The organism is Pseudonocardia oroxyli (assembly GCF_900102195.1).
Classification (GTDB): domain Bacteria; phylum Actinomycetota; class Actinomycetes; order Mycobacteriales; family Pseudonocardiaceae; genus Pseudonocardia; species Pseudonocardia oroxyli.
The window spans coordinates 187,502-208,114 of the sequence record NZ_FNBE01000001.1; the positions used below are offsets into that span (position 1 = coordinate 187,502).

Annotated in this window: 19 protein-coding genes; 8 read left to right on the forward strand and 11 right to left on the reverse strand. The window is 75.5% G+C overall.

The genetic code is table 11. The features are described 5' to 3' along the window. Window positions 1-35: 35 nt before the first annotated feature. On the reverse strand, window positions 36-446 hold the full coding sequence (locus BLS43_RS00910; RefSeq protein WP_093075035.1) for an ArsR/SmtB family transcription factor: 411 nt from the start codon (window positions 444-446) through the stop codon (window positions 36-38). 18 nt (window positions 447-464) lie between these two features. Further along, window positions 465-1,049 (reverse strand): HhH-GPD-type base excision DNA repair protein, encoded by a 585-nt coding sequence (locus BLS43_RS00915; RefSeq protein WP_093075038.1) that lies wholly within the window; start codon window positions 1,047-1,049, stop codon window positions 465-467. Between the two features lie 23 nt (window positions 1,050-1,072). Here BLS43_RS00915 and BLS43_RS00920 point away from each other — a divergent pair, with 23 nt between their 5' ends. Next, on the forward strand, window positions 1,073-2,533 hold the full coding sequence (locus tag BLS43_RS00920) for a DUF7782 domain-containing protein (protein ID WP_093075041.1): 1,461 nt from the start codon (window positions 1,073-1,075) through the stop codon (window positions 2,531-2,533). After that, window positions 2,530-2,955 (forward strand): D-aminoacyl-tRNA deacylase, encoded by a 426-nt coding sequence (gene dtd, locus BLS43_RS00925; RefSeq protein WP_093075044.1) that lies wholly within the window; start codon window positions 2,530-2,532, stop codon window positions 2,953-2,955. The genes BLS43_RS00920 and dtd overlap by 4 nt, the downstream gene beginning before the upstream one ends. Here dtd and BLS43_RS00930 read toward each other — a convergent pair whose 3' ends face one another. From BLS43_RS00930 to BLS43_RS00940, 3 genes are all read right to left on the reverse strand, one after another. Next, window positions 2,956-3,183: a hypothetical protein gene (locus BLS43_RS00930; RefSeq protein WP_093075047.1), complete on the reverse strand. Its 228-nt coding sequence runs from the start codon at window positions 3,181-3,183 to the stop codon at window positions 2,956-2,958. It lies immediately after the preceding gene. Window positions 3,184-3,256: 73 nt separating this feature from the next. After that, window positions 3,257-3,655: a helix-turn-helix domain-containing protein gene (locus tag BLS43_RS00935; RefSeq protein ID WP_093075049.1), complete on the reverse strand. Its 399-nt coding sequence runs from the start codon at window positions 3,653-3,655 to the stop codon at window positions 3,257-3,259. A gap of 12 nt (window positions 3,656-3,667) precedes the next feature. Beyond that, entirely contained in the window at window positions 3,668-5,419 is a 1,752-nt protein-coding gene (locus BLS43_RS00940) for a PHA/PHB synthase family protein (protein ID WP_093075054.1), read from the reverse strand. Between the two features lie 281 nt (window positions 5,420-5,700). Between BLS43_RS00940 and BLS43_RS00945 the strand changes: the two genes are divergently transcribed. From BLS43_RS00945 to BLS43_RS00955, 3 genes are all read left to right on the forward strand, one after another. Further along, on the forward strand, window positions 5,701-6,963 hold the full coding sequence (locus BLS43_RS00945; RefSeq protein ID WP_093075057.1) for an alpha/beta fold hydrolase: 1,263 nt from the start codon (window positions 5,701-5,703) through the stop codon (window positions 6,961-6,963). 143 nt (window positions 6,964-7,106) lie between these two features. Continuing rightward, on the forward strand, window positions 7,107-8,288 hold the full coding sequence (locus tag BLS43_RS00950) for a sigma-70 family RNA polymerase sigma factor (RefSeq protein ID WP_218129664.1): 1,182 nt from the start codon (window positions 7,107-7,109) through the stop codon (window positions 8,286-8,288). A gap of 239 nt (window positions 8,289-8,527) precedes the next feature. Next, window positions 8,528-9,058: a flavin reductase family protein gene (locus BLS43_RS00955; protein ID WP_218129665.1), complete on the forward strand. Its 531-nt coding sequence runs from the start codon at window positions 8,528-8,530 to the stop codon at window positions 9,056-9,058. Here BLS43_RS00955 and BLS43_RS00960 read toward each other — a convergent pair. The 4 genes from BLS43_RS00960 to BLS43_RS00975 all read right to left on the reverse strand — a co-directional run bounded on the left by BLS43_RS00960 (window position 9,010) and on the right by BLS43_RS00975 (window position 12,573). Continuing rightward, on the reverse strand, window positions 9,010-9,738 hold the full coding sequence (locus tag BLS43_RS00960) for an HAD family hydrolase (protein ID WP_093075063.1): 729 nt from the start codon (window positions 9,736-9,738) through the stop codon (window positions 9,010-9,012). The two genes, BLS43_RS00955 and BLS43_RS00960, sit on opposite strands and share 49 nt — an antisense overlap. Window positions 9,739-9,817: 79 nt before the next feature. Next, window positions 9,818-10,543, reverse strand: coding sequence for a DUF3152 domain-containing protein (locus tag BLS43_RS00965; protein ID WP_176921117.1), 726 nt, complete (start codon window positions 10,541-10,543; stop codon window positions 9,818-9,820). Between the two features lie 65 nt (window positions 10,544-10,608). Then, on the reverse strand, window positions 10,609-11,304 hold the full coding sequence (locus BLS43_RS00970; RefSeq protein WP_218129666.1) for a GntR family transcriptional regulator: 696 nt from the start codon (window positions 11,302-11,304) through the stop codon (window positions 10,609-10,611). 249 nt (window positions 11,305-11,553) lie between these two features. Next, window positions 11,554-12,573, reverse strand: a complete 1,020-nt coding sequence (locus BLS43_RS00975) for a LacI family DNA-binding transcriptional regulator (RefSeq protein WP_093075072.1) — start codon at window positions 12,571-12,573, stop codon at window positions 11,554-11,556. 108 nt (window positions 12,574-12,681) lie between these two features. Here BLS43_RS00975 and BLS43_RS00980 point away from each other — a divergent pair, with 108 nt between their 5' ends. Next, window positions 12,682-16,110 carry an ATP-binding protein gene (locus BLS43_RS00980; RefSeq protein ID WP_093075075.1) on the forward strand — a complete coding sequence of 1,143 codons (3,429 nt, stop codon included), beginning with the start codon at window positions 12,682-12,684 and terminating at the stop codon, window positions 16,108-16,110. Between the two features lie 52 nt (window positions 16,111-16,162). Continuing rightward, entirely contained in the window at window positions 16,163-16,825 is a 663-nt protein-coding gene (locus tag BLS43_RS00985) for a hypothetical protein (RefSeq protein WP_093075078.1), read from the forward strand. Between the two features lie 42 nt (window positions 16,826-16,867). Here the strand turns inward: BLS43_RS00985 and BLS43_RS00990 are convergent, their stop codons facing one another. After that, entirely contained in the window at window positions 16,868-17,890 is a 1,023-nt protein-coding gene (locus BLS43_RS00990) for a class I SAM-dependent methyltransferase (RefSeq protein WP_176921118.1), read from the reverse strand. A gap of 166 nt (window positions 17,891-18,056) precedes the next feature. On the opposite strand from BLS43_RS00990, the gene BLS43_RS00995 reads away from it, so the two are divergent. After that, the gene (locus BLS43_RS00995) at window positions 18,057-19,886 is read left to right on the forward strand and encodes an acyltransferase family protein (protein ID WP_176921119.1); all 1,830 of its coding nucleotides are present in this window, start codon (window positions 18,057-18,059) and stop codon (window positions 19,884-19,886) included. A 114-nt stretch (window positions 19,887-20,000) separates the two neighbouring features. Here the strand turns inward: BLS43_RS00995 and BLS43_RS01000 are convergent, their stop codons facing one another. Beyond that, window positions 20,001-20,531 carry a DUF6069 family protein gene (locus BLS43_RS01000; RefSeq protein WP_218129667.1) on the reverse strand — a complete coding sequence of 177 codons (531 nt, stop codon included), beginning with the start codon at window positions 20,529-20,531 and terminating at the stop codon, window positions 20,001-20,003. Between the last annotated feature and the right edge of the window lie 82 nt (window positions 20,532-20,613).

Genomic DNA, 20,613 nt, shown 5'->3' on the forward strand with positions numbered 1-20,613 from the left:
TCTCCTCGTGTGACCGCTGGCAACGGTACGCCGGTTCACCGATCCCGCGACTCGTCGTGCTCCCCGTGGGCGTGCAGCCGGACCGGGCCGACCGCCTCCTCCGACACGACCTCCAGCAACCGCCGCGCCAGCCCGCCCGCGATGCGGTAGCGGACCAGCCTGCCCTCCCGGTGCGCCGTGACCATGCCGTGCGCGCGCAGCAGCCGCAGGGCGTGCGACACCGCGGAGTCGCTCATCCCGACCGCGACGGCCAGGTCCGACACGCACAGGTCCCCCGCGTGCTGCAGCGCCAGCAGGATGGAGAGGCGGTTCACCTCGCCCAGCGCGTCGAGCACGGTGGCGGCCTGCTGGACGCGTTCGCCGTCGGCCAGCACGGCCGTCGCGTCGCACACCTGATCGGGATCGATGACCCGCAGGTCGCGGCGGTCGGTGGGGACCTTGTGCACGGGGTCAGCCTACGCCGATCACCCGGCCGCGTTCGTGCCCGCCTTCGCCGCCGCCTTGGCCGCCTGCTTGAACGCCCGCACCTTCTGCAGCGAGTCCGGGTCCACGACGTCCGCCACGGACCGGAACGCCCCCTCGTCGCCGTAGGCGCCCGCGGCCTCCCGCCAGCCCGCCGGCGTGACGCCGCGCTGCTTGCCCAGCAGCGCCACGAAGATCTGCGCCTTCTGCGTGCCGAACCCGGGCAGCGCCGAGAGCCGCCGCAGCAGCTCCCCGCCGTCCGCCGCGTCCGCCCAGAGGCCGGTGACGTCCCCGTCGTACTGCTCGACGACCGCCCGGTGCAGCGCCTGCACCCGGCCCGCCATGGAGCGCGGGAACCGGTGCACGGCCGGGCGCTCGGCGAACAGGGCGAGGAAGGCCTCGGGGTCGTACTCGGCGATCTGCCGCGCGTCGAGCCGGTCGGTGCCCAACCGCTCGGCGAGCACGGCGGGGCCCGCGAAGGCCTTCTCCATCGGGATCTGCTGGTCGAGCAGCATGCCGGTGAGCAGGGCGAGGGGGTCGCGGTCGAGCAGCGCGTCCGCCGCCGCGTCCTGGGAGAGGCTCAGCACGGGTGCAACGGTAGCGTCCTCCCGTGCTCTCCCCCGCCCTGTGTGCCCGGCTCCGCGACGCCCTCCTGGACCACGGCTTCACGACGACCGGGGTGCGGGACCTGCTCGGCCACGGCGCCCACGCCGCGCTGACCCGCGGTGAGCTGGAGGCACCCGCCCGCGCCACCCGCGAGGCGGGCGAGCTCGGCGCCCTGGTCCGGCTGTTCCTGCTGGGCGCCGCCGAGGAGAAGCCCCCGCTCCCGGCGCTCGACGAGCTCGTCTCCGGCGGTCTGCTCACCGCGGGCCCGGCGGGGTACCGCGCCGCGATGGACCTGCGGCCCTACGGGGAGGAGGAGACGGACTGGTACGTCCTCTCCGACCTCGACACCCCGGCCGCGCGGCAGGACCGCGACCACGTCACCGGGGTCGGCGGCGCGTCCCTCACCCTGGCGTCGTCGCTGGTCCGGACGCCGGTCGTCGACACCCTGGACCTCGGCACCGGCTGCGGGGTCCAGGCCCTGCACGCGAGCCGGTTCTCGGCGCGGGTCGTCGCGTCGGACGTCGCGCCCCGGGCCCTCGCGGTCGCCCGCGCCACGCTCGCGCTGTCCGGCGTCTCCGGCGTCGAGCTCGTCGAGGGGCCGTGGCTCGCGCCGGTGGCCGACCGGGAGTTCGACGCGATCGTCTCCAACCCGCCGTTCGTCCCCGGCCCCGGCCGGGTCGAGTACGTCTACCGCGACTCCGGCCGGGCGGGCGACGCGGCCCTCGCCGGGCTGCTCGCCGACCTGCCCGCCCGGCTGCGTGCGGGCGGTCGCGCCCAGCTGCTCGGTTCCTGGCTGCACGTGCGCGGCGAGGACTGGCCGGACCGGGTGCGGTCCTGGATCCCCGCGGGCTGCGACGCCTGGATCCTGCAGCGCGAGGTGACCGACCCGGCCCTGCACGTGGGCACCTGGCAGCGGGACGCCGGGCTGGACCTGTCCGCGCCCGCCACCCGCGCGGCGGCCTCGGCGTGGCTGGACTGGCTCGAGGCCGAGCGCGTCGAGGGCGTCGGGTTCGGGTTCCTGCTGGTGCGCAAGCGGTCCGACGGCGGCCCCGGCGAGATCGTGGTCGAGGACCTGCAGGGCGAGCTCGCCGACCCGCTGAACCTCGAGATGGCGCAGTGGCTGGACCGCATGGACTGGCTGCGCGCGCACCGCGCGGACGACGCCCTGCTCGGCGCCCGCCTGCGCCTGGCCCCCACCGCCACGCTGGAGACCTACGCGACGGCGAGCGAGGAGGGGTGGCGAGACGCCGGGTCCGCGGTCGTCCTCGCCGACGGGCCCCAGTGGCGCCACGAGGTGGACGCGCCCGCCGCCGCGCTGCTCGCCGGGTGCACCGGCGCCCTGGCGCTGGAGGAGCTGATCGCGCTGCTCGCCTTCGCCCACGACCGGCCGACGGACGCGCTGGTGGCGGCCACGCTGCCCGCCGTGCGCGAGTTCGTGCGCCACGGCGTGCTCGTCCCGGCATGAGGGCGGTCGCGAGCCGGGTCCGCGGCGCGTCGGTCGAGGTGGACGGCCGCACCGTCGGGGCGATCGAGGGCGAGGGGCTGCTGGTGTTGCTCGGCATCACCCACGGAGACGGCCCGGAGTCCGTCGAGCGCATGGCCCGCAAGCTGTGGGAGCTGCGGATCCTCGCCGACGAACGGTCCTGCGCGGACGCGGGCGCCCCGCTGCTGGTCGTCAGCCAGTTCACGCTCTACGGCGACACGCGCAAGGGCCGCCGCCCCAGCTGGACGGCGGCCGCGCGACCCGAGGTCGCCGCACCCCTGGTCGACGCCGTGGTGGCCGCGCTGCGCGAGCGCGGCGCCCACGTGGAGACCGGGGTGTTCGGCGCGGACATGAGGGTGGCGTCGGTGAACGACGGCCCCTTCACGGTCCTCGTCGAGACCTGACTACTTCGTCGTCTGCACCTTCTCGACGACCTGCACGCCGGCGTCGAGCACGCCCTTGGCGAAGTCCCGCTGGACGGCGAGGACCTTCTCGGCCGCGCTGAACCCGGTGTCGAGCAGACCCCGCGCGTCCTCCGAGGACGGCAGCGCGGGACGGAACGCGGACAGCGTGTCGGTCCAGGTGGCGAACGCGCCCTTGGCGAGATCGGTGAGGCGGTCGGTGGCTGCCATGGTGATTCCTCCGTGTGTGGCTGCGGCGCTACCGAAACTACGCACGGGCGTTAAGTATGTCAACCACACCTGGTCAGAGGTCCAGAAAGCTCCGGTAGACCCCGATGATCGCGGCCTTCTGCTCCTCGGTGAGGCGCGTCTCGGCCCGCACCGCCTCCTCGACGGAGCTCGGTGCCGACCGCGGCGGGGACTCGGGCTCGGCCGCCTCGCCGCCCCACCCGGCCTGCCGGAGCAGCTGCTCGGTGTTGAGGTGCAGCGCGTCCGCGATCGACTGCAGCACCTTCAGCGACGGCTGGTGCAGCCCGCGCTCGACCTGGCTGAGGTAGGCGTTGGAGACCCGGGTCATCGAGGCCATCTCGCGCAGCGAGAGCTTCGCCATCTGGCGCTGCGTGCGGATGAACCCGCCGAGCGCGTTGACCTGCTCTCCCCAACCCGTCCGGTCCTGCGTCGGACCGGCCTCACCCGTCGTCATGCGTCCAGTGTGTCAGCTTCCGCGCACGTACTCCCCGGGCGCGTCGCCCAGCACCGGCAGCTCGGCACAGCCGAACGCCGGCGGCGTGCGCTGCTCGCCCCCGCGCTCGGCGATCCACGGCGTCCAGTCCTCCCACCAGCTGGCGCGGCGCTCGGTCGCGTCGTCCCGCCAGTCCGCGGAGCTGCGCGGCAGCTCGGCGGTCTCGGAGAACCAGTGCCGGGACTTGGGCGAGGGCGGGTTCACCACACCCGCGATGTGCCCGGAGTTGGACAGCACGAAGCGGACCGTCCCCCCGAGCTTGCGCGCGCCGGTGTAGACCGACTCCCAGGGTGCGATGTGGTCCCGCTCCGCGGTGATCACGTAGGCGTCCTGGCTGACGTCGCCGAGGTCCAGCCGCTCCCCCGCCAGCTCGAGCTTGCCCTCGGCCAGCTCGTTGCGCAGGTAGTGGGTCCGCAGGTACTCGGTCTGCATCTCGGCGGGCATCCGGGTGGAGTCGCCGTTCCAGGTCAGCATGTCGAAGGGCCGCGGGTCGTCGCCCTGGAACCAGTTCGTGCCGACGTAGTTCCACACGAGGTCGGTGGCGCGCAGCAGGTCGAACGTGCGCTTCATGCTGGCGGCGGGCAGGTACCCGTCCTTGCGCATGGTGCGCTCCAGCCGGTCCACGGTCGGCTCGTCGACGAAGACGCCGAGCATGCCCGGCCGGGTGTAGTCGAGCATCGTGTTCATCAGGGTCAGCGAGTTGACCCGGTCCTCGCCGCGCGCGGACAGCCAGGCCACCATCGAGGTGGCGATCGCGCCGCCGAGGCAGAGTCCGGCCACGTTCACCTTGGGCGCGCCGGTGATCCGCTGCACCGCGTCGAGCGCCGCGACGGGACCCTCGCGCAGGTAGTCGCTCATCGAGAGCTCGCGCAGCGACGAGTCCGGGTTGCGGTAGCTGATCATGAAGACGGTGTGGCCGTGCTGCACCGCCCACTCCACGAGGCTGCGGCCCGGCGCCAGGTCCATGATGTAGTACTTGTTGATCCACGGCGGGCTCATCAGGAGCGGGACGGCGTGCACCTTGGGGGTCTGCGGGGCGTACTGGATCAGCTCGATGAGCCGGTTCCGGAACACGACCTTGCCCGGGGTGGCGCCCAGCTGCTCGCCGACCGTCAGCTCGCCCGGGGTGAACTGGCGCGGCATCCCGCCGTTCTGCACGAGGTCCCGCAGCGCGTTGCGCGCCCCGCGGACCAGGCTCTTCCCGCCCGTCTGGAAGGCCCGCTGCACCAGCGCCGGGCTCGAGATCGGCCAGTTCGGCGGCGCCGCGGCCTCGACGAGTTGCCCCACCAGGAAGTCGATCTTCCGGCGGGACACCGGGTCCACGGTCATCCCCGCCGTCAGCTCGCGCAGCCGGTCCGCGAGCAGCCCGTGCTGCTGACGGCAGAGCCAGTACCAGGCGTTCTCATCCCAGACCGGGTCCGAGTAGCGCGGGTCCCGCTCCGCCAGCACGGCCGGGCCGGAGGCGGTGCTCCCGACCGCCCGCAACGCGGAGACCACACCCGCGCGGCCCGCGTCGGCCCCCCAGCCGAGCCCGGTGCGCGCCGCCGCGACGGGGCGCGTCAGCACCGAGCGGGCCGCCCCGGCGAGCGCGGGCGCGAAACCCACCGGATCGAGCTTCGCCGCGACCGTCCGGGGGTCCAGCGCCTCGCGGACGGTCTCCACGACTCGCTGCGCCTGCTCGCGAACCTCGAGTGTCTCGTGCTCTCGACCCTGCATGGACGTCATCGGCCCTCCCCAGAACCTCACCGCCGACCTACCCCGGACACCCGCGCCGCGGGGCCCTGTCGTTCGGCCGCACCGCGAGCGGTCGCACCATGGTGGGGGGTACCAGCCGGTAGCGGGCGGTCACGGTTCCACGTCACCCTGTATGCCCCGTCACCAGCGCTGTCGCCGTGCTTGGGATAGCAAGCACTACTCGGGGGTAAGTCGGGTGTTGCTAGGGATCCCCACCACGACCTACTCTTCGGTAGTGATCGGTCGGACATCACCGGCGATGGGAGACGACCATGAGTAGCGCGATCAGTGCGGCCGGGGACCCCGGCTCCGTCGCGACGGAGGACACCGCGCCCGAGGCGACGCGGATCGGCGGCCCGGCCGCCGAGCACCCCTACCGCTTCCTGTTGCGGTACGGCGCCCACACGACCCGGCGCACGGTCGAGGCGGCGGCCCGCGCGACCGGGGCGGCCTGGTGGTCGACCGCGCGCAGGCCCTGGGCCGCGCCCGCACGCACCGCGCTCTGGGTGTCGACGATGCTCGACCGTGCGGAGCCGCGCTGGCACCTGCAGAACCGGGTGACCCTGGAGACGGACTTCGCCCGCCTGCGGGACTTCACCCTCGACGAGCACCGCGGCGACGACGTCGTGCCCACCCTGGTCCTGCCCCCGCAGGCGGGACACAGCTCCACCGTCGTGGACTTCGCGCCGGGGCAGAGCCAGCTCACCTCGATCCGTGAGACCGGGCTCACCCGCCTCTACGCGCTGGAGTGGCGCGCCGCCACGTCCGCGACCAAGCGGGTCACCATCACCGACTACCTCGAGGTCGTGGACCGCTCGATCCGCCGCATGGGCGGGCGGGCGAACCTCGTCGGGGACTGCCAGGGCGGCTGGCTCGCCGCGATCTACGCGACCCTGCACCCCGAGCGCGTCCACACCCTCACCCTCGCCGGGGCGCCGATCGACTTCCACGCGGGCGACTCGGTGATCGCCGCGTCCACCGCGGCGCTGTCCGGGCGGCTCGGCATGGCGCCGTACCGCGCGCTCGTGGCGGCCAACGGCGGCAACATGTCCGGCGCGGCGGTGCTGGGCAACTTCCTCATGATCCAGCCGCAGGCCGAGATCGCCCGCCAGCTGCAGCTGCTGGCGCACGTCGAGGACCCCGAGCACGTCCGGCGCTACCGGGTGTTCGAGGACTGGTTCAAGCACACGCAGGACGTGCCCGGCGCGTTCTACCTGTGGCTGGTGGACAACCTGTTCCGGCGCAACCGGCTGGTGCGCGGCGAGCTGGAGGTGGACGGGCGCCCCGCGCGCCTGTCGGCCATCGACTGCCCGGTGTTCCTGCTCGCGGGTGCCACGGATCACATCACGCCGCCGGAGCAGCTCTTCGCCATCGCCGACCACGTCTCCACACCGGCCGCGCAGATCACCCGGCGGACGGCGGCGGGCGGTCACCTGGGCCTGTTCACCGGGCACAAGGCGCTGCACGAGGACTGGCCCGCGCTCATGGCCCAGGTGTACCGACACTCCACCCGCGGGATCGTCGGCGTGGCCTGAGCGGACCCGGGGGGGGTTCACCCGCACGGCGGATGCGCTTTGGCCGGGAACGTTTATTCGACGCCCCGCGTTCAACCCTGTAGAACCCCGGCGGACCGCCGCTGCCACGGCGTCGCCCGGGTCGCGTTAGGGGAGGAACGTCCATGACACTGGCACCGAGCATGGAAGCCGCCATCGCGCCGGCGACGCGCGTTCCCGGACAGCGTACCGCCTCCGGGCGGCGACGTGCCGCCACGCGGGCGGCACAGGACACGGCACAGGCGACCACGCAGGACACGACCGAGAGCACGGCTGAGGACACCCGGGCCGCCGGATCCTCCGAGCAGTCGGACGACGGCGAGGACTCGGCGACCGAGGGCCGCACCCGGCCCGAGCTCACCGCCGAGGACCTCGACGCGCAGAGCCCGGCGGCGGACCTGGTCCGCGTGTACCTGAACGGGATCGGCAAGACCGCGCTGCTCACCGCGGCGCAGGAGGTCGACCTGGCCAAGCGGATCGAGGCGGGCGTCTTCGCCAAGCACGTGCTGGACACCGCTGCGGCGGAGGGCACGCAGCTGGACGTCGACTACGCGCGGGACCTGCGCGCCGTCGTCCGCGACGGGGAGCGGGCGCGCAACCACCTGCTGGAGGCCAACCTCCGGCTCGTGGTGAGCCTCGCGAAGCGCTACACCGGGCGCGGCATGCCGCTGCTCGACCTGATCCAGGAGGGGAACCTGGGCCTGATCCGCGCGGTCGAGAAGTTCGACTACGCGAAGGGCTTCAAGTTCTCGACCTACGCCACCTGGTGGATCCGGCAGGCGATCACCCGCGGGATGGCCGACCAGGCGCGCACGATCCGGCTGCCGGTCCACCTCGTGGAACAGGTCAACAAGCTGGCGCGGATCAAGCGTGACCTGCACCAGAAGCTCGGCCGCGAGGCCACCCACGAGGAGCTTGCGGCGGAGTCCGGCATCGCCGAGGAGAAGATCGCCGACCTGCTCGACCACGCGCGGGACCCGGTGAGCCTCGACATGCCCGTCGGGTCGGACGAGGAGGCCCCGCTCGGGGACTTCATCGAGGACGACCAGGCGGCGGACGCCGAGAACACGGTGATCTCCCACCTGCTGCACGACGATCTCCGGCGGGTTCTCGGAACCCTCGAGGAACGCGAGCAGCTGGTGATCCGGATGCGCTATGGCCTCGACGACGGCCAGCCCCGCACCCTGGACCAGATCGGCCGCCGGTTCGGGCTGTCCCGCGAGCGGGTCCGCCAGATCGAGCGCGAGGTCATGGCCAAGCTGCGGGTCGGCGAGCGCGCCGACCGGCTGCGGGCCTACGCAAGCTAGGGCGTCCGGACCCGAACGCGGGAGAGGCGCGACACCGTCGGTGCCGCGCCGCTCCCGTGGTGCGTGGAAGCCGACGCCGTCCACCGGGCTCCCCACGAGACGGGACGACGCCGACCACTGCACATTGTGTGGGCGGCCCCGGGGGAACGTCGCGCGACAGCCCGGCCCCGATCGGTGGACGGGGAGCGGGCCATGTCACAACCCGCGACAACGCGAGCCGCGTTGCCTAGGCTTCCCCCATGTCGTCGAGCGCCACGGAGACACCGCAGCCCGTGACCCCGCAAGCGATGCGCGAGGTGCTCGGGCACTTCGTGTCCGGGGTCGTCGTCATCACCTCCGTGGGGCCGGACGGCCCGGTCGGCTTCACCTGTCAGTCGTTCTCCTCGCTGTCGCTGGACCCGCCGCTGATCTCCTTCTCCCCGGCCCGCACGTCGAGCACGTGGCCGAAGATCCGGGAGATCGGCCGGTTCTGTGTGAACGTCCTCGCTTCCGACCACAGCCAGTACAGCAACGGGTTCGCCCGCTCCGGCACGGACAAGTTCGCGGGGGTCAGCTGGACCCCGGCGCCCAGCGGCGCCCCGATCCTCGACGGGGTCAGCGCCTGGATCGACTGCACGCTCTGGAACGAGTACGACGGCGGCGACCACACGATCGTCGTCGGGCGGGTCGCGGACCTCGGCGCGGACGCCGAGCGCCTCCCGCTGCTGTTCTACCGGGGCGGCTACGGGATCACCGCTCCCCTCCCCCCGAGCGGCGCCGAGGAGTCCTGAGCCGGGATCCGCGGCTGCGGCAGGCCGAGTCGGGCCGGTAGCTCGCCGACGGCCGTGAGGACGTCGTGTGCGCCCGCCGCCCGCAGTGTGGGTGCGGGGTGGGCGCCGCCGAGCACACCCAGCGCCAGGCCGGCGCCCGCCCGCGCGGCGGCCACCATGGCCGAGGTCGTGTCGGCGGCGACCACCACGTCGGCGGGGTCGACGTCCGCGCCCCGGGCGGCCGCCAGGACCAGATCGGGCTCGGGGAGCCCGCGGCCCGCCACGTCGTCCGGCCCGAGCAGGACGTCCACGGGCAGCCCCGCCGCGGTGACCAGCCGGTCGCAGGCGTCCGCGCTCAGGTTCCCGACCACCGCCACCGCCACGTCCGCCTCCCGCAGGGCGACGAGCGCCGCCGCCGCGCCCGGGGCGGCCCGCACCCGACCCGCGGCCGCCTCGGCGCAGAGCCACGCCTCGTAGACCTCCGCGGCCAGCCGCGCCCGCCGCTGGTCGCCGTCGAGCAGGTCGGCGAAGATCCGCGGGACCGGACGGTCCATCGCCGCGCGCGCCTGCCGTTCGAGCGCCGGGACGCGGGGGCCCGCCACCGGGACGCCCACGCTCACCAGGCCGCGCCGCACGGCGTCGAGGGCCAGGCCGCCGTCGGAGACGACGGTTCCCACCAGGTCGATCACCGCCAGCCGCACCGACCCACCCCAGCGGGTGCGGATGGCGGGCGGACCTACGGCGGGCGACCGCCGGGTGAACGGATGCCGACTCCGGATCTCAGGGATACGGCCAGCCGTTCGGGGCGCAGCCGTCGAGGCCCAGGGTCTGCTGCTGCATCACGGGCGCGGGCCGCCCCGCACCCGGACACCGCTGGTGGCCGTGGCCGAGCGCGTGCCCGACCTCGTGGTTGACCACGTACTGCCGGTAGGCCGTGGGATCGCTCGCGTACTCCTCGGTGGCGTTCACCCAGCGGTAGTGGGTGAGCACCACCCGGTCGCCCGTGCGGCACGAGAGCCGTCCGTAGGTCTCCAGCGGGCGACACATCCGCCGCGACGTGTCCGGGGTGGCCAGGATCAGCCGGATCTCGGCGTCCGCGGAGTCGGTGCGCGCGAACGACATCGTGTCGCCCGCGCCCCAGGAGCGGGGGTCGTTCAGGACGGCGAGCACGAAGCCCGCGAACCGTGCGCCGTCGACCGGCACGCCCTCCTCGACCTCCACCCGCACGGTCCGCACCCGTCCCGGTCCCGGCGCCGGGACCGCACCGGGCACCGGCACGAGCGCGCCGGTGCCGCCCTGCGGGACGTCCCGGCTCAGCAGACCGGCCTCGACGTCGGCCCGGGTGAGCCCCGACGGGAGCGTCGGGGTGGGGGTGGGGGTGGACACGGCGGGGGGCGGCGCGGTGAGCGAGCCCTCGCCCACCGGCGGCGCGGGCGGCGGCGCGCCCGCGCACCCCACGGCGAGCCCCGCCACCAGCAGGAACGCCCCCCACACCGACCCGCGCACAGGCGGAATCTGCCACCCCCGGCGGCACCGGTCACACGACCCGCGCCGCCGTCACGAGAACGTCATCACGAGGTCAGGTGGAGCTCGAAGGAGTAGCGGCCCGCGCGGTAGAGGTGCGACCCGTACGCGACGGCCCCGCCCGCGGCGTCCCAGGCGGTGCGGGTCATGGTGAGCAGCGGGGCACCCCGGGTCTCGTGGAGGATCCGGGCCTCCCCCGCCGTGGCCGCGCGGGCCCCGACGACCTGGTCGGCCGTGCGCGGCACGTGCCCCGCCGCCCGCAGCGCCGCGTAGAGCCCGCGGTGCTCCAGGTCCGCGCGGCGGATCCGCAGCAGGTCGACGGGCACCGCGTTGTGCATCAACGCGAGCGGCTCGTCGCCTGCGAAGCGCAGCCGCTCGATCCACAGCACGTCCGACCCGAGAGGCAGCCCCAGCGTCTGCGCCACCTGGTCCGGAGCGGGCCGCACCTCGAACTCCCGGACCTCCGAGCGCGGCGACCGCCCCTCCTTCGCCAGCTCGTCGTGCAGGCTCGCGAGCTCGACGGGCCTGCGGACCTTCGGGTGCACGACCTGCGTGCCCACCCCGCGCCGGCGGACGAGCATGCCGCGCTCGACGAGGTAGGAGATCGCGCGGCGCATCGTCGGCCGGGACACCCCCAGCCGGTCGGCGAGCTCGACCTCGTTCTCCAGCCTGCCCCCGACGGGGATGTCGCCCGCCTCGATCTGCTGCTGCAGCCGGGTCGCGACCTGGAAGTACAGGGGCACGGGGCTGGTCCGGTCCAACACGACGTCGGGGACGAGTACTCCACGACCGTTCCGGCCCACTCGCGCCCCCGTCGTTGTCAGGACGATCGTTGTCAGGACAAACTGTCAACCTGCCCGCAGGACGAACCTACCCGCCGGGCGGCCCGTGCAGACACCGGCTCTCAAGAGTGTGGGACGACTGCGCCTCCCACCACCGTGTACGCACGGTTTCGCCGATCATGCAGCGCCGAGTGCACGAAACGTGCACGATCACGCGCTCGCTCCACGCGGCGCCGCCGTGGTCCGACGGATCGCGAGGTAGGGGTCGAGCAGCACCTCCGGCCCCGGGGCCGCCCCGCGGTCGAGCCGGGCGACCACGGCGTCGAGGGCATGGGCGGACAGGGCCTCGATGTCCTGCCCGACCGTGGTCAGCTCGATGTGGGCCAGCCGGGCGAGGGGCAGGTCGTCGTAGCCCACCACCGACACGTCCCCCGGCACGTCGACGCCGCCGCGGGCCAGGGCGTCCATCAGGCCCACCGCGGTGCGGTCGTTGAACGCGACGACGGCGGTCGGGAGCTCCGCCAGCAGGATCGGCGCGGCCTCGATACCGGTCCGCTCCGTGCCCGTCCGGCCGTCCGAGGGGACCACCCGGGGCGCCAGCCCCCGGGCCCGCATGGCGCGCAGATAGCCGTTGCGCCGGTCCTCGGCGATCCGGCCCACTCCCCCGTCGACGTAGGCGATCGCGGTGTGCCCCAGGCCCCAGAGGTGCTCCACCGCCAGCGCGGTGCCCGCGTCGTCTGCGGTCCGCACGACGTCCGGGCCGCCCCCGACGTCCACCCGGCGGCACAGCACCACCAGCGGCACCGTGGCGGCGAGCGTCGCGAGCTCGGCGGGCGCGGCCTCCGGGCCGACGAGGACGAGCGCCTCGCACCGGGAGTCCAGCAGCGTCTCGACCGCCCGGTCCTGGCCGCGGCGGCGGGTGATCGTGGAGAGCAGGACGTCATAGCCCCGATCCTCCGCGGCGTCCTGCAGCTGCGCGGCCAGCTGGGCGTCGAAGGGATCGCCGACGTCGAGGAGCACACCCACCAGGCGGCTGCGCCGGGAGGCGAGCAGGGAGGCCGCGCGGTCGGGCCGGTAGCCCAGGCGCTGCGCCGCCTCCAACACCCGCGCCCGCGTGTCCGCGCTCGGGCCGGGGGCGCCCCGCAACACCAGCGACACCGACGCGGGCGACACCCCGACCGCCGCGGCCACGTCGTCCAGCCGCACACGCCTGCCCGCCGTCGGAGCCATCCGAGTCCCTTGTGTGGCCGTTCGTCCGCCCGCACCGTATCGCGCGGGAGACCGACGGCGGCGTCTCGCCCGCACGCGACGGTGATCGTCACGTCGTAGGCTGGCCGGGTGTCGACGGTCACGGTCCGGGCGTTCGGACCGCTCGGTGCCCGGGTGGCCGGTGGCGAGGCCGAGCTCGGCGGGCCGCGCCAGCGCGCCGTGCTGGGCATGCTCGTGGCCGCGTCGGGGAGGGTGGTGTCCGTCGACCGCTTCCTCGAGGACCTGTGGTCCGGCGAGCCGCCACCCAAGGCACTCGGCGCGCTGCAGGCCTACGTCTCCCACCTGCGTCGGCTCCTCGAGCCGGACCGGGCACCCCGCACGCCGGCGTCCGTGCTGGTCAGCGCCCCTCCCGGGTACGCGCTCGCCCTACCCGTGCCGCAGGTCGACACCTGGGCGTTCGACGCGCTCGTCCGGGCCGCCGAGCAGGCGGCCGTCCCCGCCGAGGTGTGGGCGGCCTGCACCCGGGCGCTGGCCCTGTGGACGGACGAGCCCTTCACCGGCTACCCCGACCAGGAGTGGGCGGTCGCGGAGGCCGGGCGGCTGCGCGAGCGCCGGGCCACCGCCGTCGAGCTGCGGGCGGGGGCGGCGCTGGCACTCGGCCGCCCGGAGGCCGTGCTGGGCGACCTCGCCGCCCTGCACGCGCGCGACCCGCTGCGCGAGCGGACCGCGGGCCTGCGCGCGCTGGCGCTGTACCGGGTCGGCAGGCAGGGCGAAGCGCTGACGGTGCTGCGGGAGACCCGCACCCGCCTGGTCGACGAGCTCGGTGTGGACCCCGGCCCCGAGCTGCGCGCGCTCGAGTCGGACATCCTGGCCCAGGCCCCGCACCTCCTCCCCGCCGCTGCACCCGCCGCTGCACCCGCCGGTGCACCCGCCGCTGCACCCGCCGGTGCGCATCCGCGGCCAGTGCAGGAGCCGACCGACCCACCGGCCCCCGGCTCCGCGCCACCCGGTCACCCCGGCTCCGCGCCCCCCGGTCGCCCCGGCTCCGCGCCGCCCGGTCGCCCCGGCTCCCAGCCGCCTGATGACCCCGGCTCCGCGTCCCCGGGTCGCCCCGGCTCCGCGCCCCCCGGTCGCCCCGGCTCCGTGCCCCCCGGTCACCCCGGCTCCGTGCTGCTCGGTCGCGCGGCCGAGCTCGCCGCCCTGCACCGCGCCGCCGCCGCGACCGGACCGCGGCCGAGCGTGGCCTGGGTCGAGGGCGAGCCGGGCGTCGGGAAGTCCGCGCTGGTCGAGCGGTTCGCCGCAGGCCTCGACGGCTGGACGGTCGCGCGCGGCCGCTGCCCCGAGGTCAGCGGCGCCCCGCCCGGCTGGGCCTGGTCCGAGATCCACACCGCGCTGACCGGGACCGCCGCCACCGGGCCCGCGTTCGACCTCGCCCGCGCCGTAGCGGGCGCGCTCACCGGGCCGGTCCTGCTGCTGCTGGAGGACCTGCACCGCGCGGACCAGGAGACCCTGCAGATCCTGCGGCAGCTCGCGACCGCCGACGGCCCGGCCGAGGTCCTCGTCGTCGGGACGTTCCGCGGCGACGAGGCGGGACCCGACCTGCGGGCCACGCTCGCGGCCACGGTGGACCGCACCGCGGGCCGGATCGCCCTCACCGGCCTGGACGACGACGCCGCCCGCACCCTGCTGCACGGCGTCGTCGGGCGGGACCTGCCCGAGAGCGCCTGGGGTGCCCTCCTCGCCCGCGCGTCCGGCAACGCCCTATTCCTGCGCCAGCTCGGCGGGCTCGTCGCGGCCGAGGGCGTCGGGGCCGCCGCCACCGGACTGCCCGTGGCGATCCGCGAGCTCATCGGCCGCCGCCTGGACCGGCTCCCGGCCCGGACGGCGACGACGTTGGCCCGCGCCGCCGTACTCGGCCGAGACGTCGACGTCGACCTGCTGCTCGCCGTCACGAACACCCCGGAGGACGACCTCGTCGACGACCTCGACGCGGGCGTCGTCGCAGGCCTGCTCACCGCGCCCGACCCGGCCTCGGTGCGGTTCGTGCACGCCCTGGTCCGGGACACCTGCTACGACCGGATCCCGCCCATCCGCCGCGGCAGGCTGCACCTCGCGGTCGTCGAGGCCCTGGAGGGCAGACCGGACCAGGTCTTCGCCCTGGCCCACCACTCCGCGCAGTCGCTCACCGCGGGATCCGCGGCCCGCGCCCTCCCCCACCTCGTCCGGGGCGCGGAACAGGCCCGCCGGGGCGGTGCGGCGGACGAGGCCGCGGGCTACTGGCGGGCCGCGCTCGCGGCCCACGACCTCGGGGCGGGCGACACCCCGGGACTGCTCCGCGCGCATCGCGGGCTCGTCGAGGCCGTGGCGGCCAGCGGCGACGCGCTGCGCGCCCGGGCCGAGCGCGAGGCCTCCCTCGCCGCGGCCGAGCGGCTCGGCGACACCGCGGACGTCGCCCGGGCGTGGATCATCGACTCGCCGACGCTGTGGACGGCACGACCCTTCGACCTCGCGGACAGCGACGCCGTCGCCGCGCGGATCACCGCCGTGCTCGACCGGCTGGATCCCGCCGACCGTGCGTTGCGGGCGGACCTGCTCGCCACCCGCTCGCAGGAGACGGAGGCCTGGCTGCTCGGGGTCTCGGCACCGAGCTCGGAGGAGGCCCTCGACCTCGCCCGCGAGCTGGACGACCCGCGGCTGCTCTGTCGCGCCCTCAACAGCCGGTTCGCCCACACCTTCGCCTCCGACGACGTCGACGAGCTCGCCGTCGTCGCCGACGCGCTCCTCGCCGCCGCGGACCGGGCCGGAAGGGTGGACTTCGAGGCGCTGGCCCACCTCCTGCACGCCTCGCACGCGATCGGGTGCGCCGACCTCCCCGCCGTCGACCGCCACCTGCACGCCGCCGTCCGGGCGGGCACCACGGGCCAGCTCGCGATGCTGCTGTTCGCGACCCAGGTGTACGGGGCGACGGAGCTGCTCCTCTCCGGCGACCTCGAGCAGGGGCGGGCCCGACACGCGGAGGTCCTCGCCCGCATCATCGAGGGCGGCGAACCCAACGCGGCCATCGTGCGGGTCTGGGCCACGGGGGTCGTCGAGTTCACCGTCGGCTCCCTCGCCGGGATGGTCGACGACATCCGCGCCGTCGCCGCGCGGCACCCCGGCGCCGTCGACGACGTCCTCACCGTGGCCCTGCTCGACGCAGGCCTGGTCGACGAGGCCCGCGCGGGCTGGGACCGGCCGCCGTGGCCGCGGGACGCGACCTGGCTGGTCGCGACCTCGCTGCGCGCCCACTGCGCCGCGCGGCTGGGCGACCTCGCGGAGTGCCGCCGCACCCACGACGCGCTGCTGCCCTGGTCCGGGCGGCTGGCCCGCACGCTGAACGGCCTGGTCGTGCTCGGCCCCGTCGACCTGTTCCTCGCCGAGACCGCCGCCGCGCTCGGCGACACCGACGCCGCAGCCCGGCACGCCGACCGCGCGCTCGCGCTGGGCACCCGGTTCGCCGGGGACCCGTGGCGCCCGCGTGCAACTCGGCTACAAGTCGGGCGCAACACCCCCGGGTGATCGTCACCGGCGACGGCGCACCGTGCGCCGCATCCGGTGAAAGGAACCTCCCGTGACCAGGACGCGCCTGCTGTCCCTCGGCGGGGCCGCGCTCGTCGGCTCCGCCGTGCTCAGCCTCGCCGGCGGACTCGCCCACCCCGTCGTCGACGGCCGGGCCCACTCCGTCGACGCCCTGTTGGCCCCCGGCTCGCCGTGGGGCCAGCTGTCGATCTACGCCGGGGCCCTGCTGCTCATGTTCGGCCTGCCCGCGGCCTACGCCTGGCTCGCCCCGCGCGTCGGTGTGCTCGGGTTCCTCGGGTTCAGCGGCTACTTCCTCGGCAACGCCGTCAGCGCCCAGGCCCACCTGGTCGTCGAGGCGCTCGTGGCGCCCGAGATCGCCCGCCGCGCGCCCGAGCTGATCCCCGACGACGAGGCCATCGTCGCGGCGGAGCCGTTCGCGCTGATCCAGGTCGTCGGCGGGTTGGTGCTGGTGATCGGCCTGATCGTGCTGGGCGTCGCGCTCGTGCGGCAGCCGGGGGCCCTGCGCTGGGCGGGGGTGTTCGCGATCCTCGGCGGGCTGGCGACCTTCGTCCCGCTCCCGCAGGCGCCGATCCTCACCGGCCTGCAGATCGAGCTGTTCCGCGGCCTCGCCGTCGCGGTGCTCGGCGTGGTGCTGATCCGGGCCGCGGCGCGCACCGCGGCGCCCTCGGACGACCGGGCTCCCGTGCACGTCTGAGACCTCGTGAGCGGCGATGGTCGCCCTGGCGACCATCGCCGCTCACGGGGTGCGGCGGCGGACCAGCTTGCGGACGCGGGTCGCCAGCGGGGTGCGGGGGTCGACCGGGTGCGCGGCGCGCAGCTCCGCGATCTCGTCCCACGCGGCGTCGAGCTCCTGCAGGCAGCGGGTCAGCCGGTTCTGCTGGTCGGCGGCCTCGCGGGCGGCGGTGGTGGCGCCGTGCTCGAGCTCCAGCAGCCGGGAGAGCAGGGCGATCCGGTTGCGTTCCAGGCCCGCGAGCAGCTCCGAGGTCGTCCAGGGCAGGAGGGTCTCCCACAGGTCCTCGGCGAACGGCGCGTCGTCGCGCGCGATCACCCCGACCCCGGACAGCACCGGGACCAGGCCCATGGTCCAGGACTCCGCGGCGGTGTTGAGGACGTCCTCGACGGCCGTCAGGACCCCGTTCTCCTCCCCGCCCGCCTCGTCGGCGGCGTCCACCGTGCCCGCGCCGACCCCGGCGGGGGTCAGCCCGTCCCGCCACACCGACGGACCGGTCCGCCCGACGCCGGGCAGCACGTCCCGCCGCCCGGCGGGCCAGAGCACGTTCCCGACCAGCACGATCGCGTCGGGCGCCTCGGTCAGCACGCGGTCCAGCTCGCGGCGCACCCCGTGGTAGCCGGTGTCGCCGACCAGCACGTACAGCTCCGCCTCCGGCGGGTCGCCGTCCGTGACCAGGTGCAGCGCCGGGTGGGCGGCGACCGCGGCCCGCAGCTCGCGGGTGGGCGACCCGGCGACGACGTGCACCGTGTGCGCGCCGAGCTCCGCCCAGAGCGCCGCGTGCACGTCGGTCCCGATCACGGTCACGGTGCGGACGCCGCGCTCGCGCAGGATGGGCTCGAAGACCTCGCGCAGCAGGGCGTGCGACGGCGCGTGCAACGGCTCCAGGCGCGCCCGCCGGGGCTGGACGTGCGGGTCCTCCCGGGTGCCGCCCCACCGCGCACCGACGACCTCGTTCCCGGTACCGAGAAAGCCCGGGTGGCCCGAATCCCCCGGACCGCCTCCTCGGCCGTCGACGAGTGCCGTCATGTGTCGCCCCCTCAGGCTCGCCCAGCTGCGGTCCGCACAGCCCACCACGCGACACCGCCCGCGCCCGGCGGCGACTCGGACACGACACCCGATTCCACCCGACCGTGGATGCTCGCCCCGGGCGATCTTTCGTGCCAGCATCACCCTTCCGAGCGAAAGGGGTCCGGTGGCCACACTGGAGGGTGCGCTGGAGGCGGCACGGCCGGTGCGGATCCGGCCCGTCCGCAACCCGTTCGCCGTCCCGCACGCGCCCGGTCTGGACGGGCTGCGGGCGATCGCGGTGCTCGCCGTCGTCGCCTACCACCTGGACCTCGGCTGGGCGGGCGGCGGCTTCCTGGGCGTCGAGGTGTTCTTCACCCTCTCCGGGTTCCTGATCACCCAGCTACTGGTCGCCGAGCTGCGCCGACACGGCCGGGTGGGCGTGCGCGCCTTCGCCTTGGCCCGAGCCCGCAGGCTGGTCCCGGCCCTGGTCGCCGCGGTGCTGGGCACCCTGCTGGTGTTCGCCCTCGTCCGGCCGGTCGCGGACCTGCGGGCGGACGCCCTGTTCTCGCTGCTGTACCTGCAGAACTGGCACCTGCTGATCGGCGGGGTGCCCTATGCCGAGTCGTTCAGCACGCCCTCGCCCTTCCTGCACATGTGGTCGCTCTCGGTCGAGGCGCAGCTCTACCTGCTGTGGCCGCTGCTGTTCTGCGGGGTGCTCGCGGTGCTCGGGCGCCGCCGGGTCGCGGCGGCCGCGCTGCTGCTGGCCGCGGTCTCGGCGGTGCTCTGCGCCTGGCAGTTCGACCCGGACACGACCGGCCCCGCCTACTACGCCACGGACTCCCGGGCGGCGGGCTTCCTGGTCGGCGCGGCCACGGCCCTGCTGTGGCTGCCCGGCGCGTGGCGGCGCGCCCGGCGGGGCGCCGTGGTGTTCGACGTCCTGGGGGTGGCCGCGCTCGTCGCGCTGCTGCTCGCGCTGGGGACCGCCTCGGAGTTCGCCGCGGACCTCTACCTGCACGGCGGGTTCCTCCGCACGGCCCTGGTCACGGCCGTGGTCCTGGTCGCGGCGACGGGTGCCGGTCCGGCGGTGAGCGGACTGCTGTCCGTGGCCCCGCTCGCCGCGCTCGGCCGGCGGTCGTACGGGATCTACCTCTACCACTGGCCGATCATCGTCCTGACCAGGGACCTCCCCGCCTCATCGTGGGTGGTGAACGCGGTGCGCGTGGCGGCCACCCTCGTCGTCACCGAGGCCTCCTACCGCTGGCTGGAGACCCCGATCCGGCGTGGGGCCCTGCGCCGGGCGCTGGCCCGGGCCCGGGTCGGCCGGGTCGGGGCGGGGGTCGTCGCGGTGGTGGGCGCCGCGCTCGTCGCGTCGGCGGTGCTCGCCCTGACCGCGCCCGCGGGCCCGCTGCGACCACCCGCCGCGCCCGTGGCGGCCGGGGAGCAGCAGCGGGACGAGCCGCCCGCCCCGACCCCCGCCCCCGCGCTGGACATCGGGGTCGCCTCGGGCGCCGCGGATGCCGCCGCGGCGGCGAGCCGGGTCGTCACGGCCGCCCCGCTGGGCCCCGCCTACGTCCTCGGCGACTCCATCTCCCTGGGCAGCGCGGACGCCCTCGTGGCCGCCCTCGGACCCGGCACCACGGTGGACGCGAAGGTGGGCAGGCAGTACGCCGGGGCACCCGCGGCGGTCCGGACCTGGGCGGCCGCGCACGACGGGCCGATCGTCGTCGCGCTGGGGGCGAACGGGACCGTCGAGCCCGAGGACGTCGAGTCCGTCGTCCGCTCCGCGGACGGCCGACCGCTCGTCCTCGTCGGGGTGTCGGTGCCGCGGCGCTGGCAGGACGGCAACAACGCGGTGCTGCGCGCGGCCGCCGCCCAGCACGGCCCCTCGGTGCGGTTCGTGGACTGGGCCGCGGTCGTGGCCGGCGATCCCGGGCTGCTCGGCCCGGACCACGTGCACCCCACGGCGCGGGGCCGCACCGCCCTCGCCGAGGCCGTCCGGGCTGCGCTGGGCTAGCCGGCCGGGGCGCGGGTCCGGCCGGGTCGCGACGACCGGACCCGAGAACCCGGCCCACAGGAGGGACGGCCCGACCGCACGTCGGGATGGCCGATCGTGCCTCGGATCACACCGTCAGCGGGGCCTGCGGGCCGCTCGTCCGGCGCCCGCGACGAGGCTCGTGATCACGAGCCCGATGATCAGGTGGATCACCGCGTTCGCCACCCGCTCCCCCAGCGGCGCGTTCCCGAGCAGCGGCAGCAGCGCGACGACGACCGTGACCAGCCCCGTGATCCACGACAGGTAGGTCATCGGCCGGGGCGTCGACAGCAGCAGCAGGTGCGCCAGCCCGGTGGCCGCCAGCGCGGCGACCGCCGAGAGCGTGCAGAGCAGGATCGTCCGCTCGTCCCCGAGCACACCGGAGGAGGCCGGGCCGTTGAAGGCGATCCGCAGGAACGCCCGCACCACCAGCGTGCCGACGACGGCCACGAGGGCCGCCACGATCGCCGTCGCGACGCCCGCGGCCCACAGCCGCCCCGCGTCCACCGTCGGCCCCGCGGGCCGCTGCGGTGCGGGCGGCTCGTACTCCTCGCGGGCGAACTGCCTGGTCTGCTCCTCGCGGTCCCAGGAGCCGTACCCGCCGCCCTGTCCGTAGCCGCTCGACATCGGTCCCCCTCGTGGATGGTGGCGACAGTGTCCTGCAGTCTGGTGCGCACACGCGCGCGGGGGAAGCCGCCACGGCGGCACG